The organism is Rhizobium sp. Pop5 (assembly GCF_024721175.1).
Lineage (GTDB): Bacteria > Pseudomonadota > Alphaproteobacteria > Rhizobiales > Rhizobiaceae > Rhizobium.
In genome coordinates, this window is sequence record NZ_CP099402.1 from 769691 (window position 1) to 787067 (window position 17377).

Sequence of the window (17377 nt, forward strand, 5' to 3'; positions counted from 1 at the left end):
GTTCGTTTGACGAGTGCGCGGAAAGTTTTAGATCCCATGAGGAGTGAACAGCGGCCGCCGCTCTGGCAGAGTGAGGTTGCATCAAAACACTCGCTCAGGAGGAGCAGTTTATGGAACCTGCATCCATTCATCCGACCGCTGTCCGCACTGATCTTGGCGCAATTTTTGTGTCATTGGAACTGAGCCGATCCATCTGGTTGATCACTTCGTTGTCGCCGGGCAGTGGCGAGAAGATGTCGAAGCATGTAGTGGCCGGTGGCAATGTGGCCGAGCTGCTGGATCGGTTTAAGCAGCTACAACAGAAGGCGCGGTTGAGAACAGGGAGGTCATTTCCCATCGTGACCATCCAAGAGGCCGGATTGGACGGCTTCTGGATACACCGCGTGCTGGAGGCTCACGGCATCGAGAGTTACGTCGTCGACGCAGCTTCGATCGCGACCTCCCGTCGACGTCGGCGTGCGAAGACGGACAAAATTGATGGAGAGGCTTTGACGCGCACGTTGCTAGCGTTCAAGCGTGGCGAGCCACGCGTATGTGCGATGGTCAGAGCGCCAGATCCGGAGGACGAAGATCGGCGTCGGATTTGCCGGGAACGCAAAGTTTTGATTGCTGAACGGGTCAGGCATGTCAATCGAGTGAAGGGGCTACTCTTCGCTCAAGGCGTCAGCGGCTATCAACCGCTCCGTAAGGATCGCCGTCAGCGGCTGGAGGAGCTCCAGACGGGAGATGGGCGCGAGTTACCGAAACACCTAAAGGCTCAAATCAATCGCGAACTCGACCGTCTCGAGTTGCTGCTAGAACAGATTGCTACAGTGGAGAGCGAGCGCAATTCTCTCCTATCGACGTACGAGCAGCCTGCGGTTGAGGCAACCTCGCCCGCAGCGATGCTGCTGTCCTTAAGGGGTGTTGGCGCTGAATTTGCCGCCGTTCTTTGGACCGAAGCACTGTCCCGACATTTTGATAATCGGCGGCAGATTGCCGCCTATGCAGGTTTGACACCGACCCCATGGATGAGCGGGACGATTGACCACGAACAAGGTGTCTCAAAGGCAGGGAATCCCCGGCTACGCACCACGATGATTCAACTGTCGTGGCTGTGGCTGCGCAATCAGCCAGCGTCAGCGCTCAGTCGTTGGTTGTGGATCGGGTTCAGTTGAACGGGGGACGTTTAAAGAAAGCCGCGATAGTTGCTCTGGCGCGCAAGCTTCTTATCGCGCTGTGGAAGTTTGTTACTGCGGGGGTTCTCATCGAAGGGGCTGTCATGAAGACGATCTGACGACCAAGAAATGTCGAACACAAATCTTCCAGGACTGATCATTCCTGGCGGATCCAGGTGAGCGAACCGCCGCAAAGTCGGGCTTGAAATGCCGCGCTTTAGATTGGTCCCGTTCTCCTGAGCCTTGCCGCTACGCAAGCGGGATAGTGGTGCTGCCGGGAAGACGGCGACCGTATGTGAGTTTGAACCGGTGACGGAAACGTGCCGCGTCAAGCAAGATGGCTCAGACCATGGGTTCGATACAAAATCGAAAGGGCACGCTATGAAACCATGATTGATCTTGACGGTGAAATCCTCATGTGAGCTTTGCTAAGTGGGGGTAACGTCGACAATCTGGGCGGCCGCCAATGCGGGCCAGTTGCTGGATCGTGTTGCCCAACCCCTGATGTCCACTGCAGAATACCACGGAGCGTCGCCTGACAGAGGGAGAGTCTGGCTAGGCGTAATGGCGGTCTCCTCGTTTGGTGATTAGTACTTCATCGACTGATCGACCTGGGCCGGCGGCCAGTAGAAGAATACCCGTAGCGCCGCATGAAAGTTTCCCGACATCTACTGTGACGTGAAGCAACCGGCCGCCAGAATTACTGCCGCTCGCCTCCACTCGTCATCTCCCCGCCGGGCATGCCAACGCGCATAGCGCTCTGACGCCTCCACATGGAACAGTTTGGTCTCTCGCGGAGTTCGGCATGACGGAAACTGGGTCGGGAATTCCTACGCAGAAATTGTCGAGACGCGAAAATGTCAGCGAGATCGAAAAATCGTCCCAAAATCGGCAAAGGCAGCGATGTAGCAGGCGGATGGGGAGCAGCTAGGTCCACGGGAGAGATCCTGCTGCGCGAGCACGTGCCGCGATCCGGACCGTCGCTGCTTGCCCATCAAAACAAGGCCGACGGCTATATGTGTGTCAGCTGCGCCTGGGCCAAGCCTGCCAAGCCTCATCCGATGGAATTCTGCGAAAACGGTGCGAAGGCAACCGCCTGGGAAATCACCAGCCGGCGGGCTGATCACGCCTTTTTCGCCACCCATACCTTGCAGGAGTTGGAAGAGTGGAGCGATCACGATCTTGAAGAGCAAGGCCGTCTGACCCACCCTATGCGCTGGAACAGCGAAACCGATAAATACGAACTGGTGAGCTGGCAGGAGGCCTTCGCGGAAATCGGCCAGGAGCTACGGGCCGTCGCTCCCCGGCAGGTCGATTTTTACACCTCGGGGCGGGCCTCCCTGGAAGCGGCCTATATGTATCAGCTTTTCGCCCGCATCTTCGGCAGCAACAACCTGCCCGACTCTTCCAACATGTGTCACGAAAGCTCCTCGGTCGCGCTGCCGGAAAGTATCGGCTCCTCTGTGGGTACGGCGATCCTTTCCGATTTCGAGAATTGCGACTGCATTTTCTATATGGCCCAGAACGTTGCTACCTCGTCGCCGAGAATGCTTCACGACCTCCAGGATGCCGTCAACAGAGGCGTGAAGATCGTCACCTTCAATCCGTTGCGTGAACCCGGCCTCGAACATTTCATCAATCCGCAAATGCCAGGGCAGATGCTGACTGGCCGCTCGACGCCGATCTCCTCGGAATATTACCAGGTGAGAAACGGCGGTGACATTGCAGCGCTGTTTGGCGTCTGTAAGGCGCTGATCGAAGCCGACGATGCGCTGAAGGCATTGGGAAAGAGCAAGGTCGCTGGCACCGACGCTGTGCCAAAAGATCCGTCGAACGCTGCAGCGGTCGCCTTTGCCGCCTCGTTGGCGGCAGCCGACACCAGGCATGTGCTGGACCATGATTTCATCCAGACACACACATCCGGCTTCGAAGAATTCGCCAGTGCAGCACGCGGACATGACTGGGCCGAGCTGGAGCGGGTGTCGGGTCTGACTCGCGAACAGATGGCCCAGGCGGCAAGCACCTATGCCAAGGCCGAAGCCGTACTGATGATTTACGGTATGGGGCTGACCCAGCATGTGATGGGCGTTCAGAACGTTCATATGGTGGTCAACCTCGCCCTTTTGCGCGGCAATATCGGAAAACCCGGCGCCAATATCTGCGCTGTGCGAGGCCACTCGAACGTTCAGGGGCAGCGCACGGTCGGGATAACGGAAAAGCCGGGGCTGGCGCCCCTCGACAAGCTCTCGGAGCTATTCCAGTTCCAGCCGCCAACCTGGGAGGGGCGCTCGACCGTCGATACCTGCAAGGCGATCATACAAGGCGAAGCGAAGGCCTTCGTCAGCCTGGGCGGCAATTTCCTGCGCGCCGTTCCCGAAACGGAAGCAATGGAAGAGGGTTGGCGAAAGATGCGCCTGAGCGTCCAGATCGCCACCAAGCTCAACCGCAGCCATGTCATTCATGGCGAGATCGCCTATCTCTTGCCCTGTCTCGGCCGCCTAGAAATCGACGAACAAGCAAGCGGTCCGCAAGCTGTCTCTGTCGAAAGCTCTGTGGCGCATTTCCACGGATCACGCGGGAGGGCAAGGCCCGCCAGCAAGGAACTCCTTTCGGAGCCCGCGATCATCGCCGGCATTGCCAAGGCAACACTGACGAAAGGCAGTGTTCCCTGGGACGAATGGGTCGGCGATTATTCGAAAATCCGCGATGCGATTGAAAGGACCTATCCCGAAACCTTCAGAGATTTCAACCAACGCATGTTCCAGCCTGGCGGCTTCCCACGGCCGGTTCCGGCGCGGCAGCGCAAATTTGCCACGTCCAACAAGAAGGCCAATTTCATAACGCCGTCACGGCTCTTTCCAGAGCTCGACATCGACCCGGCGGCCGACGAGGTTCTCAACCTCGCCACGTTGCGTTCGAATGACCAGTTCAACACGACAATCTACGGCTATGGTGACCGCTACCGCGGTGTGGACGGCACGAGAAAGGTCGTCTTCATGAACGAGGAGGACATCCAACGGTTGGGTTTGAAGGACGGCGACTTCGTGGATCTGACGACCGCAATCGATGTCTCCATAAGGCGTCGTATCGCCGGCTTCAGAGTCGCCCGGCATGATATACCAAAGGGATGTTGCGCGGCCTATTACCCCGAGGCCAACCCGCTTTTTCCGCTGACCCACCATGACGCCAAAGCCAAGACTCCATCTTACAAGCTGTTGCCGGTGAGCCTCCGCCTCTCCGGCGGCCCGTCGCCATCCTGATCAAGGAGCGGCGGCGATGGGCGCGACAAGACATTTCAATTGGTTTGCGGCAGGAACGCTCTTCTGCATGCTCGTCGTCTGGTGGGCAACGCATCAGCAGCGAGATTGCCACGTCACCTTGGCGGTCGAGCAGTTCCCGCTGACAGCTCCTATTGGCATAAGCGAGAGGAAGTCGAGCATCTGGTTCATCGCGGGGGCGCTCCTCTGCATGCTTGGGATCGGGGCGGCACTGGGTTGGATAAGGCATCCCAGACAATATCGCGCCGATCCGCCCGTCACATCAGCCCTCGACCAGTTCCGGCTGATGCCTGACCGGATCGCGGGAACGCCGCCGGACGTCTATTTTGCCCTCGGCAAACCTTACGAGACGACGGCCCTCGACCTCAGCCAGGGCAAGCGGCTTTATTCCTGGTTCGGCTGCTCTAGTTGCCATGGAGATGGACGCGGTGGAACTGGTCCCTCGTTTCTTGATGGCTGGTGGTTCTATGGTTCCGAAATGGTATCGGTCGTGGCATCTATTCGCGACGGACGGCCTCACGGCATGCCGTCTTTCGCGACCAGGATGACGAGCGACCAGATCTGGCAGCTTGCCGGTTATGTCAGGACGATCGGCGCTTATTCGGCTCTCTATACGGCGCCGAGCCGGAACGACGATAAGCATACGAGACCGTCGGAGAACCGCGCACCGGCCGCGAGTCTTTTCGAGATGGGGCCGGCCGGCTTCCGCTCCGATCGGGGTGTCCAGCCTTGAAAATTGTCCCGGCATGCATGTTGTTTCTCTCGGGTTGTGCCGGTAGGCAATCGGCGCTGGATGCGGGCGGGCCGTCCGCATTGGCGCTCGAGAACCTCATGTTTCTATTCGTCACCGTCTGCGGCATCGTCTTCGTGCTTGTCATGGGCGTCATGGCATGGGCTTTGGTTCGTCGGAGGAACCACCCGCCTGGCAGGCCGCAGACAGAGCGATCCATGGGGTGGGTCGTAGCCGGCGCAATCGTGGCAACTGTCGTCGTCACAACCTTCCTGACCGCCGCCAGCTTCTATGCAACGCCCAGCCTCGAACGCGGGCAAGCCAATCCACCGACGATCGTCGTTCGCGGGCAGCAATGGTGGTGGCAGTTCACCTACCTCGATCCCGATCCTACAAAGAGCTTCCAGACAGCCAACGAGCTGCATATCCCCGTCGGCACCGACGTCCGCCTTCGGCTGGAGGCGAGCGACGTCATCCATTCCTTTTGGGTGCCGAACCTCACAGGAAAGCAGGATCTTGTTCCAGGACGCGAAAATGCGCTGACCCTGAATGCCAGCAAACCCGGCGTCTACCGCGGTCAGTGCGCCGAATTCTGCGGCCTGCAGCACAGCCATATGGCATTGCTGATCGTCGCCGAGGAACCGGAGGACTATGTCCGATGGATTGAAGCGCAAAGGGGCGCGGCAGCCGCCCCGATGGAAGGTGATGCCGCGGCGGGAAAGCTCGTCTTCATGAGCAAGCCCTGCGCCGCCTGTCACACGATCCGCGGCACCGCGGCATCGGGCACGTCAGGCCCTGACCTTACCCATGTCGCCAGGCGAAGCACGATCGGCGCGGGATTGATGGCGAATACGCGCGGATCGATGGCCGCATGGATTGCCGATCCCCAGACGCAGAAACCAGGAAACAACATGCCGCTGGTCCCCGTCACCAGCGAAGAGCTGCGGCAACTGAGCGCCTATATGAGTGCGTTGCGATGACCGGGGACAGGAAAGGTCCCTCCCCCGCCGATCTGGCTGCCGGCAATGAAGAGGCCGAAGCCGTTCTCCGGCGCACATGGGCGACGCCATCAGGGTTGCTGGCGGCACTCTCCACCGTCGATCACAAGATCATTGGGCGACGCTATATCGCGACAGCTTTCGTCTTCATGATGCTTGGGGGGGTGCTGGCGCTGGCAATGCGCATCCAACTCGCCTTCCCTGAGTCCCGTTTCATCAGCGCGGACCGCTATAACGAGATCTTCACCGTGCATGGGAGCAACATGATGTTCCTCTTTGCCGTACCGGTGATGGAGGCAATGGCGGTCTATCTTGTTCCGCTGATGGTCGGAACCCGCAACATCGCCTTTCCTCGGCTGAACGCCTTCTCCTACTGGATCTTCCTCGCTGGCGGGCTGCTTCTGTGGATTTCTCTAGCCCTCGATACGGCCCCCGATGTCGGATGGTTCGCCTACGTGCCTCTTTCAGGCCCGCAATACGGACCGGGTAAGCGGGCCGACATCTGGGCACAGATGATAACTTTCACGGAAGTCTCCGCCCTTGCCGTCGCCGTCGAGATCGTTGTGACCGTCTTCAAGCTGCGCGCCCCTGGCATGTGGCTCGACCGCATTCCGATCTTCGTCTGGTCGATGCTCGTCACTGCCTTCCTGGTCATCATGGCGATGCCGGCGATCATGCTTGCCAGTTCGTCGCTCATTCTCGACCGGCTGGTCGGCACGCAATTCTTCAATCCGGCGGAAGGCGGAGATGTCCTCCTCTGGCAACATCTGTTCTGGTTCTTTGGTCATCCCGAGGTTTATATCATTTTCCTGCCTGCTGTCGGCATGGTCTCCGCAATGATCTCAACATTCACGCAGCGCCCGACCTTCGGCTATTTGCCGCTGGTGCTGGCGATGATTGCGACAGGGGTTCTCGCTTTCGGTCTGTGGGTACACCACATGTTCGTGGCCGGACTGCCCCGCGTAGGCAGCAGTTTCTTCACCGCATCGAGCATGGCGATCGCGATCCCGGCCGGGACCCAGATCTTCTGTTGGCTGGCAACGCTGTGGGATGGCCGTCCCGTCTTCAAAGTACCGATGCTTTTCATTATCGGCTTCCTGATTACCTTTGTCATCGGCGGGCTGACTGGCGTCATGGTGGCGTCGGTGCCTTTCGATACCCAGGTTCACGACACCTATTTCGTAGTCGCCCATTTCCACTATGTGCTGATCGGCGGATCCGTCTTTCCTCTCATCGGCGCTATATACTACTGGTTCCCGAAAATGACCGGCCGGATGATGAGCGAAAGGCTCGGCCGTTGGGCCTTCGGCCTAATCTTCATCGGTTTCCACCTGACCTTCTTCCCAATGCACATCCTCGGCCTGCAAGGCATGCCGCGGCGTGTCTATACCTATCCGCCTGAATTGCCCTGGGCGGGCCTGAACCTCTTCGTCAGCCTTAGTTCCGCCATCCTGGCGGCGGGTTTTCTGGTCTTTTTCATCGACGTTCTGCGCAGTTTCCGGGATGGGCCGCCAGCGGGCGCAAATCCCTGGAATGCCTCAACACTGGAATGGGCAATGCCCTCGCCCCCGCCTCCTTATAATTTCCGGCACATTCCCGTGGTCGAATCCCGGGAACCGCTCTGGACGCCGGGTGAGACGCTGCCGGTGGCAACCGGATTGCGACTTGACCGACGCGAACTGATCGTCAGTAGCGTCACGTCAGGCGATCCGGAAGCCCGGGAATCCTCGCCAGCAGATTCCATTTGGCCATTTCTGGCAGCCATTGCCACGAGTATCATGCTGATCGCCTCGATCTTCAGCCCTTGGGCGGTCATCTGGGGCGCTATCCCCGTGGCCATTACGCTGACCGGGTGGTTCTGGCCAAAGCAGACGCCGGAGGACGAGTCGTGAAAGAACGCATAGCGCTCGATCTGTCGAAACTTCCACCGCATGGTATGGGCACTGCGAGCCTGACCTTCTGGGGCACCAGTGCCTTCATGCTGATAGAAGGTACGGGCTTCGCTCTGGCGATCGCTGTCTATTTTTACCTGATGAGCCTGGCGCCCCAGTGGCCGATCGAAGCCCCTCCTCCCGATCTTCTTGCCGGCACGATCCTCACCCTGCTGCTACTTGTCAGCGCGGTACCGAACATTTTCATATCGCGATGGGCGAAGCAGAGGGACCTCCGAAAGGTACGCGCGGGACTGGTCGTCATGGCGATTCTCGGCCTTCTTCCCCTCGTACTCCGTGCCTTCGAATTTTCGGCCCTCCATATCGGCTGGGACGACGACGCCTATGGATCGATCGTCTGGACCCTTCTAGGCCTGCATACGACCCACATCGTCACCGACATCGTCGATACCATCGTTCTTGCCTGCCTGATGTTTTCAAAGCATGGAGACAATGCGCGGCGCTATGGCGACGTCGAGGACAACGCGCTCTACTGGAACTTTGTCGTCCTGATCTGGCTTCCCATTTACGGATGCATCTACTGGGTGCCGCGGCTATGAGAACCGGGACAGCATTCATTTTTCTTGCTGCCATTGCGGCAAGCCAACCGGCAATCGCACATGACCATGCGCATTCGAGTTCGCTCCCATGGACTGCCGATCCCTGGATACTCGCGCCGCTTGGTTTCAGCGCAATCCTTTACGGCTGGGGCAGCCTTCGCTTCCGGGCGCGATCACCTGCAAGCCGCCGTTCCGTTGTGCGTCAGACCCTGACCTTCTGGTCTGGCTGGCTCGTTCTTGCCGGCGCGCTTGCCTCCCCGCTGCATTGGCTGGGAGAACGGCTCTTTAGTGTCCATATGATCGAGCATGAACTTGTCATGGCGGTTTCCGCACCGCTCATTGTGCTTGCGCGCCCGTCAGCGATGCTGCTCTGGGGCCTTCCAAAAACCATCAGGCTCCAGACAGGAAAGGCCCTGGCCAACAAGACAGTGCGCCGGGCATGGATCTTCCTCACTAGCGGCACGGTTGCGACGTTGGTGCACGGCATGATGATCTGGGCATGGCACGCGCCGGTCCTGTTCGACGCTGCCGTCGAAAGTGTTCCCCTCCATCGACTGCAGCATCTTTGCTTTTTTGCAAGCGCCATCCTGTTCTGGTGGTCGGTCATCTGGAAGACCAACAGGGGGCTTGCCGCCTGGCATCTCTTCCTGACCATGCTGCACATGAGCATTCTCGGCGCCCTCATCGCGCTTTCACCGACGGTGCTTTATGCCCTACAGACACGAGCCTCGGTGCAATGGGGGCTCTTACCGCTGGAAGATCAGCAAATGGCAGGCCTGGTGATGTGGGTACCCGCAGGGATCATCTACGCCGCTGTGGCTCTAGCGTTGACAGCCCTTTGGATCAGGGATTCTGGAAAGGGAGGCGCAGGTGGAACACGCATCGTCGCCCGTTAGATCGCTTCGCCCAATCATCATCATCGGCGCGTGTGCGCTGAGCCTGACCGCGGCATTCGCTTTGAGCGACATCTATCGTGGGCGATCCGAAAGGCAAGCCAGTGCGATCGCGATGACAAAAGGCGACCCTTCGCACGCGCCGATGATTTTTCGTCGATACGGATGCAGCGGGTGTCATACTATTCCCGGCATAGAAGGTGCCGACGGCAAGGTGGGCGGCGATCTGTCTGGTCTGCGCGAGCGGGTCTATATTGCGGGCGTGCTCAACAATTCCGCCGACAACCTCGTCGGCTGGATCGTCGCGCCGCAGGCCTATTCTCCAAAGACCGCGATGCCGGCCACCGGAATATCCGACAAGGAGGCGCGCGACCTCGCCGCCTATCTCTTTGCCCACTAGGGGTATTTCCCTATTCGCCAATCTAGGGTCGCCTGCGCACGTGCAACTATTCATCGTCAACGCCCAGCCGGCTCGCGAACGATCGTCCAGGGAAGCCAGCCCCGGTTTAGGGATGGGGCGTCGGGCGCGGCGGCAGCGACTTCAGGTATAGAGCGATGGCAATGCGGTCGGCATCGGGGAGTTCCGACGTATTCTTAACGACATCAGCCATCGACCAGCCGACATAGCCGTGATCTGGCGTCTTACCGCTTTTGAGCATCTCCACGATATCATCCTCCGACCATGAGCCGATGCCCACTGGCGTGATGTTCGGATTGAAACCGACGCCCTCAGAACTCACTCCGCCAGCAAACCGAGTTTTCGGTTCTATTGCGCCAAAGAGGTTGCGAGAGGCGTGGCATTCGGCGCAATGACCGAGCACCTCCACGAGATAAGCGCCGCGATCATGAACGGGATCACCGTTCAAGACCCCCTCGGATCGGCGTTCGTGAAAGAACAGAATCTTCCAGAAGCCGACGAACCGCCGGATGCGGAACAGCAGGGCGATGTCATGCGGTTGCGGCCGATCAGCAACCGGTCCAAGAGTATGCAGAAAGGCGTAAAGATCCCTGACGTCGTCGAGTTTCATTCCGGTATAGCTGGCGTAGGGAAAGACCGGGTAATAATGCTGCCCCGCCGGCGATACCCCGGCAATCAAAGCGTTGGCCAAATCAGCCACCGACCACGATCCGATGCCGGCTTGGCGGTCGGGCGAGATATTGGGGGTCCTGAAGGTTCCGTAGGGCGAGGCCAGCGCGAGATCGCCCCCTAGTTTCAGGCGATCCGGCTGGCCCGGAGACGCATGGCAGGAGGCGCAATCGCCCGCAGCAAATACCAGCCGGCCGCGCTCGGCATCTCCTGGTGTCAGCCCCGGATCGTCGGCAGCGAAGGGAACATGCGGCCTGGTCAGCAGCCAGGTCGTCGAGAAGACAATGAGGATCGCAGCGATGGCGATCGAAAATAGCCAGGCGCCTTTCAACATCTTGAACCCGCAGATTGTTTGACCGGCGCCTCATGACGCCGGCAGCGCGACCATGCACGACCGTCGGCCTCTTCGGCAAAGATAAACATCTCGCTCAGAATTGAGTCTCCACCACAAAACCGAAACCGTGCAGTGTCCCCTCGACCGCCGCATTTGGATCGCGATAGCGCTTCTCGATGAAGAACAACGGTCGAAAACAGCCCATGCAGAGAAACCATAATCCTCCTGTACCGAAATCCGCTCGCCGCCGCGCTGTAGGCACTTAAAAAGCACCAGATTGTCGACAGGCGGCATTCCAACAATGAAATCGACAGACTGTTCCCGGCGCTGGGCAACATCCTCGACTTTGTTTCATTTTGCGGCCCAAACCATGGGACCCAGGTGGGTGATCGCAGTTAGGCCTCCCCAACAAGGAGGATCCAAATGCCGGCCACCGAAATTCGTGATGTCTTAGTCGCGGGCTTGAGAAGCGCGCTCGACATGTGAACCGGATTTCTCTATCCGAGCCGACCGGGGCGACGGTGAAGAAATCGGCGGCGGCCGTCGCGGGTGAGAACCGGGTCGCCGCGACCAAGTTCGGGCCGTCATTATCGAGGCCACGCGAACTGGCCGTTGTGCCAATCTGACCTGCGGGGGACTTATCCTGTCGCTAACAGCAGTCCAGATAGGGATGCGCCTCTGAGCTTGTGGGGATTTGGCAAATGCTGTCGCCGTCGCAACAGGAGGGCACCTCCGATCTTTCGCGAGGGGTAACACGGAACGAACCACGCCCACGCGCCGGGCTAGACGCTACCAGCCTGCCAAGCGCCAACTCAGTCATAGCCACAACGTTGCCCCAAGAATCACGGTATCCTAGCGCGACACGCTGTTTGGGAATGTGGAGCATATAGAATGAACAAGTGTTGGTATCTGGTGGCACTTTTCATATCGGCGCTTTCCTCAAATGCCTCAATTGCAAGGGCCGACGAATTTGGTGAGAAGGCGCAAACTTCGTTCGAACCCTTAGTGAAGGAATACGATATTCCTGGACTCGTGGTCGGAGTAACAAGGAACGGGAAACATGAGTTTTATGCGCTCGGGTTGGCGTCGCGTGCCGACAACCGCCCGGTCACGCCCGATACGCTCTTTGAGCTTGGCTCAATAAGCAAGATTTTCAACGTGACGCTGGCGGCATTGGCTGAGGAACGCGGAAACCTCAGCCTCGGTGACACGGTAGCACGCCACATCTGTGCCGACGCATGTTCCATTGGCGACAAGCTCACACTCCTGGATTTGGCAACTCATCACTCGGGCGGGCTGCCGTTGCAAGTGCCGGACGGCGTCTCAAACATAAATGGGTTGGTGAACTGGCTGAAGGATTGGCACCCGCCGCAACCGGGAACGCGTAGCTACTCTAACGTCAGCATCGGAATGCTCGGCTATATATCTGGCAAGGCTACGGGCTCCGACTACAAGCAGGTTGCGCAAGACGTACTCTTTCCTGCGTTTGGCCTACGCCATACTTGGATCGACGTTCCAAAGAGTGAACTGAACCAATATGCTTTCGGCTATGACCGCAAGACCAATGCGCCAATTCGGGTAAACCCTGGAGTCCTGGATGCGGAAGCGTACGGCGTGAAGTCGAGCGTCCGTGACATGCTCAAGGTACTTGATGTGGAGTTGGGACACGGAAACGCTTCCGATGAATTGCGCAAGGCGGTCGAGCGGACCCAGGAAGGGCATTACAAAACTGCCTTTTTCACTCAGGATATGATCTGGGAACAGTACCCCTGGCCCGCCGACCTGCAGACAATGGTGTCTGGCAATGGCTATGATTTCATCATGAAGCCTCAACCGATCGAAAAGATCAGCCCATCACTTCCTCCCCAGAAGGATGTGATCCTTAACAAGACCGGGTCAACGAACGGGTTTGGCGGCTACATCGCTATAGTGCCGAGCGAAGACATCGGCGTGGTCGTGCTAGCTAATAAGAATTACCCAAACGAAGCGCGCGTGAAGGCGACCTATTCTTTAATCAAAGCGTTGCTCTCGAGAGAATAGATCTTAATTCAGTGCGGCACTGCGAGCCTCGCTCAGACGCGGTCGCAACGTTGGCGGTAATCTCATCGAGAGCTGCTGCCGTCTTCTCCAGAGAGGCGGCCTGCTGCTCCGTTCGCTTGGAAGGTCTTGCGCACCGGACGCGATTTCGCGCGTTCCTTTGTCGATGCTTTGCACCGTTTACAGTAGAGCGCCGATCGCCGTATCGAGCTATTTGAGCGACGTGTTGAAATCCTCCCGCAGTTGCTCGTATTCCGCTGCGAGCGCTCTGCTAGCTGGAAAGAGACGTAACCGCCAACAGGCGCCCCAGTCCGTCGCCTTGGTGGTCGTCGCAAACCACAATTGTTGCGCTTCTCGCTTGGCACGCTCCTGTGCTGCTGCAGGATGAGAAGTACCCTCCACAGTTGACGATTGCTTGGCTTACAGCATAGGGACAGGCAGCACCGATTTGCTCGCGTCCTGGTCACAAGAATGGCCGGAAGATCACGCTGCGCGTCTTGGTTTTCGGAGCCGCTTTATCGCCTGTTCCAGCGGTCGCTCGCCGTCACAATAGTCCTGCCAGGCGGGGGTTTTCGCAAGCAACGCCGGCACGGTGCGGACGGTAAACCGCTTCGGATCGAGGTCGGACTTCACCTGGGTCCAGGTAAGCGGCATGGATACGGTCGCACCGGCGCGCGCGCGTGGCGACAGCGGCGCCACAGCAGTAGCCATGCGATCGCTGCGGAGATAGTCGAGGAAAATCCTGCCGCCGCGAAGGCTCTTGGTCATGTTGATCAGATAGAGGTCGGGATAGTCACGCGCCATCTGCTGGCAGACGTCATGCGCAAACCCCTTGGCTTCGGCCCATGACAGGGCTTTGCGTTTGTTGACGGCGAGCGGCGTCACGACATGCAGGCCCTTGCCCCCGGTGGTCTTGCAGAAGCTGACGAGGCCGAGTTCGTCGAGACGGTCGCGCATCTCGCGGGCCGCCGCGACCACGGTCGAAAAGGGCACGTCCGGCCCGGGGTCAAGGTCGAACACCAGACGGCCGGGCACTTCCGGCTTGCCGGGCTGGCAATTCCACGGATGCAGTTCCACACCGCCGATCTGGGCGATCGCCGCGAGCCCTTCGATCCGATCGACCTGCAGATAAGGCTTCCTGTCGCCGAAGACCTTCACCAGTTCGAGCAGGTTCGACGTGCCAGGCATTGCATGGCGCTGAAAGAACTGCTCGCCGCTAATGCCATCCGGCGCACGAATGATCGAACATGGCCGGCCCCTTATATGCTCGATGAGCCAGGCGCCGACGGCCTCATGGTACCGCGCCAGATCTTCCTTTGTGACCGGTTCGCCGTCGCCGGCATCCGGCCAGAGCGGCTTGTCGGGATGGGAAATCAGTACACCCATAACTTCCGCCTTCGCACCTTTGCGGCGGACGGGCTTATGTTTGGCAGCCGCGGCAGGTTCAGCGGTTTCTGTCTTGGCCGGCGGCGCCGGCTTTTCGGCCTCGACCTCTTTCGCCGGCTTATCCTCGCGCAGGCCCTTGAAGGCAGCCTGACGGACGAGGCCATCGGCGGTCCAGCCTTCAAATTCTATTTCGGCGACAAGCTCGGGCTTCACCCAGACCACTTCGGCCTGCTTCTTTGGAGCATCGATACCGGTGAACGGCGATCTTGCTAACTCGAGCGCCTTCAGTTTCGACAGCAGCGTCTCGACTTTTTTGGCACCGTATCCGGTTCCGACACGGCCGACATAGACAAAATGATCGCCACGATGAACGCCGACCAGAAGGGATCGGAACCTGCCGTTGGTCTTGGCGTAACCACCGATCACCACCTCATGCCCGGCACGGCATTTCGACTTTGCCCAGGTGTCGGTGCGGCCGGACTGATAGGGTGCATCCATCTGCTTGGAGATGACGCCCTCGAGATGCAGCTTGCAGGCGGAGCGGAGCACCGCGTCGCCACCGGATTGAAAATGTTCGACGTAGCGGATGCGGGGATCGTCGCCCGCCTCAGCAAGCAGGTTTTGCAGCCGCTCCTTCCGTTCGACCAGGCGAATCGATCGCAAGTCCTCACCGCCGTCGAACAGCAGGTCGAACGCGAAGTAGACCAGCTCCCCGCTCTTGCCTTCCGACAGAGCCGCCTGAAGTGCGGCAAAATCCGGTGCGCCATTCTCATCGAGCGCGCAGATCTCGCCATCGATAATGCCGTCGGGCAGTCCGGACGCCGCGTCCGCGATCTCCGGATACTTTGCGGTCCAGTCGAGGCCCTTGCGCGTCTTTAGCGTCACCGTTCCGTCGGCGATCCGCATCTGGATCCGATAACCGTCGAACTTGATTTCGTGCAGCCAATCATCGCCGGCGGGTGGGCGATCGAGCCTGTCGCAAAGCTGCGGCTCGACGAAATCCGGCAGGTCGGCCGCAGCGGAGGTCGCGATATCCTTGCGAGCCGTCTTCGTGCGCTCGTCGGCGGCCAGACCATGCTTGCTGTCCCAGACGGCGTCTGCCTCGACATCCGCGCTCACCATCATGAACGGTCGCGGCTTGCGCCCCTTGCCCTTGGCGATCTCGTCCATGCTGCGGCCGGAGGCGACGGACGTCGCGTTTTCTTCCAGGACCGCTGCACCGTTTTCGTCAACCGAATGTTCGTCATGATGTTTGATCAGCAGCCAATTCGTGCGCTTGCCGTCGTCGCGGTCATTGCGCATCCGGACCAGGACGAAGCTGCCGTGCAGCCGCTTGCCCTCGAGCGTAAACTTGAAGTCGCCTTTCCTCAAAGCCTCTTCCGGAGACTTACGGCCTTCCGGCTCCCAATAGCCACGGTCCCACAACATCACCGTGCCGCCGCCATATTGGCCCTTCGGGATCGTGCCTTCGAAGTCGCCGTAGTCGAGCGGATGATCCTCGACCTCGACGGCCAATCGCTTGTCGTGCGGATCGAGCGAGGGCCCCTTAGTCACTGCCCAAGACTTGAACACACCGTCGAGCTCGAGCCTGAGGTCATAATGCAGCCGCGTGGCGTCGTGCTTCTGAATCACGAACCGCCGGCGGTTCCACGGTTTGACGCGCGCCTCACCGCTGGGTTCACTAGTCTGCTTGAAGTCGCGCTTGGCGCGGTATTTCGAGAGATTGTCGGGCATCGCTTTGCGGGTCCTTTTCCCACAGCACCAGGAGCGGCGTTGTCTCCTGATCGCGGTTCACAGTGTGAGAACGCTGCCGGCGGCCGGTAGTTTCGCAGGCGTGGCAACGCAAGCGTTGAAATGGTTGATATCGCTTGACCTTGCCCCGTTGAAATAATCCATTTTGAAGTAAGCTCTGGCCCATTGAGAGGACCAGAGAATGAAGCGCAACCGTTTTACGGACGAACAGATTATCGGCATTCTGAAGGAGCACGAGGCTGGCACGCCGGTCTCGGAGCTTTGCCGCAAGCACGGCGTCAGCGATGCCAGCATCTATAAATGGAAGGCCAAATTCGGCGGCATGGATGTATCCGAGGCCAAGCGGCTGAAGACGCTGGAAGACGAGAACACGAAGCTGAAACGGCTCTTGGCAGACGCCATGCTCGACAATGCCGCTTTGAAAGACCTTTTGGGAAAGAAGTGGTGACGCCCGCAACAAGGCGGAAAGCTGTCGCTCATCTGATGGATCACCACCAGATGAGCGAACGGCGGGCGTGTAAAGCCATCGGCTTTTGCCGGATGACGATCCGTTACGAAACCAGGCGCAGCGATGACCATGACCTTCGCGAGCGGATGAAGGCGCTGATGAACGCCGCCGCTTTGGATATCGACGCCTTCATGTGCTGCTCAGGCGTGAGGGTCACCTTGTGAACCACAAGCGGCTCTTCCGGCTCTATCGGGAAGAGAAGCTGACGGTGCGCAAGCGCGGCGGTCGGAAACGAGCGATAGGCACACGAGCACCGATGCTGATCCCGCTTGCCGCCAATGATCGCTGGTCGCTGGACTTCGTGTCGGATCAGCTCACCGATGGGCGCAGGTTCCGGGTGCTGACCGTCGTCGACGATTGCACCAGGGAATGCCTGGGCCTCGTCGCCGATACGTCCCTTTCCGGCCTGCGGGTTGCCCGTGAGCTGGACCGGATCATCGAGGGACGAGGCAAGCCGAAGATGATCGTCAGCGACAATGGCAGCGAGTTCACCAGCAACGCGATCCTGCAATGGACAGATCGGACCAAGGTGGAATGGCACTACATCGCACCGGGCAAACCGATCCAGAATGCCTTCATCGAAAGCTTCATGTATAGACGGCCCCGCGGGCGCAAGAGGCTTTCTGCAAGTTTAGGTCATCATTCGGGTGCGTTCATGTATTCGGCCTTTGTCTGCGACCGAGACCATGGTCGCTGGCCCTGATGGAGTACGCGGATCGAGGCCTC

The 17377-nt window shown here is 59.2% G+C and carries 10 protein-coding genes and 3 pseudogenes; 10 read left to right on the top strand and 3 right to left on the bottom strand.

Going from position 1 to position 17377, the window contains the following annotated elements; genetic code table 11:
* Positions 1-110: 110 nt before the first annotated feature.
* The 8 genes and pseudogenes from NE852_RS31650 to NE852_RS31685 all read left to right on the top strand — a co-directional run bounded on the left by NE852_RS31650 (position 111) and on the right by NE852_RS31685 (position 9947).
* A pseudogene (locus tag NE852_RS31650) lies at positions 111-1276 on the top strand (IS110 family transposase).
* A gap of 738 nt (positions 1277-2014) precedes the next feature.
* Positions 2015-4417: an FdhF/YdeP family oxidoreductase gene (locus NE852_RS31655; RefSeq protein ID WP_037174380.1), complete on the top strand. Its 2403-nt coding sequence runs from the start codon at positions 2015-2017 to the stop codon at positions 4415-4417.
* A gap of 208 nt (positions 4418-4625) precedes the next feature.
* Positions 4626-5168 (top strand): c-type cytochrome, encoded by a 543-nt coding sequence (locus NE852_RS31660; RefSeq protein WP_052034585.1) that lies wholly within the window; start codon positions 4626-4628, stop codon positions 5166-5168.
* Positions 5165-6145 (top strand): cytochrome c oxidase subunit II, encoded by a 981-nt coding sequence (gene coxB, locus NE852_RS31665; RefSeq protein WP_037174377.1) that lies wholly within the window; start codon positions 5165-5167, stop codon positions 6143-6145. The genes NE852_RS31660 and coxB overlap by 4 nt, the downstream gene beginning before the upstream one ends.
* Positions 6142-8055 carry a cytochrome c oxidase subunit I gene (gene ctaD, locus NE852_RS31670; RefSeq protein ID WP_008533019.1) on the top strand — a complete coding sequence of 638 codons (1914 nt, stop codon included), beginning with the start codon at positions 6142-6144 and terminating at the stop codon, positions 8053-8055. The genes coxB and ctaD overlap by 4 nt, the downstream gene beginning before the upstream one ends.
* A complete protein-coding gene (locus tag NE852_RS31675; protein ID WP_008533018.1) occupies positions 8052-8654 on the top strand; it encodes a cytochrome c oxidase subunit 3 in 603 nt (200 codons plus the stop codon). The genes ctaD and NE852_RS31675 overlap by 4 nt, the downstream gene beginning before the upstream one ends.
* Positions 8651-9550: a cytochrome c oxidase assembly protein gene (locus tag NE852_RS31680; protein ID WP_008533017.1), complete on the top strand. Its 900-nt coding sequence runs from the start codon at positions 8651-8653 to the stop codon at positions 9548-9550. Before NE852_RS31675 ends, NE852_RS31680 begins: the two co-directional genes overlap by 4 nt.
* Complete coding sequence (locus NE852_RS31685; RefSeq protein ID WP_008533015.1) at positions 9525-9947, top strand: cytochrome c family protein; 423 nt, start codon at positions 9525-9527, stop codon at positions 9945-9947. The genes NE852_RS31680 and NE852_RS31685 overlap by 26 nt, the downstream gene beginning before the upstream one ends.
* Positions 9948-10053: 106 nt before the next feature.
* On the opposite strand, the gene NE852_RS31690 is transcribed toward NE852_RS31685, so the two are convergent.
* Positions 10054-10968, bottom strand: a complete 915-nt coding sequence (locus NE852_RS31690; RefSeq protein WP_008533013.1) for a cytochrome c — start codon at positions 10966-10968, stop codon at positions 10054-10056.
* An 891-nt stretch (positions 10969-11859) separates the two neighbouring features.
* On the opposite strand from NE852_RS31690, the gene ampC reads away from it, so the two are divergent.
* The gene (gene ampC, locus NE852_RS31695) at positions 11860-13008 is read left to right on the top strand and encodes a class C beta-lactamase (RefSeq protein WP_008533012.1); all 1149 of its coding nucleotides are present in this window, start codon (positions 11860-11862) and stop codon (positions 13006-13008) included.
* A gap of 13 nt (positions 13009-13021) precedes the next feature.
* On the opposite strand, the pseudogene NE852_RS31700 reads toward ampC, so the two are convergent.
* Positions 13022-13389, bottom strand: a pseudogene (locus NE852_RS31700) (methyl-accepting chemotaxis protein); the annotation flags it as partial.
* Positions 13390-13488: 99 nt separating this feature from the next.
* Positions 13489-16125 (bottom strand): DNA ligase D, encoded by a 2637-nt coding sequence (ligD, locus tag NE852_RS31705; RefSeq protein WP_008533011.1) that lies wholly within the window; start codon positions 16123-16125, stop codon positions 13489-13491.
* 199 nt (positions 16126-16324) lie between these two features.
* Here ligD and NE852_RS31710 point away from each other — a divergent pair.
* Positions 16325-17240: pseudogene (locus tag NE852_RS31710) on the top strand (IS3 family transposase); the annotation flags it as partial.
* Positions 17241-17377: the final 137 nt, after the last annotated feature.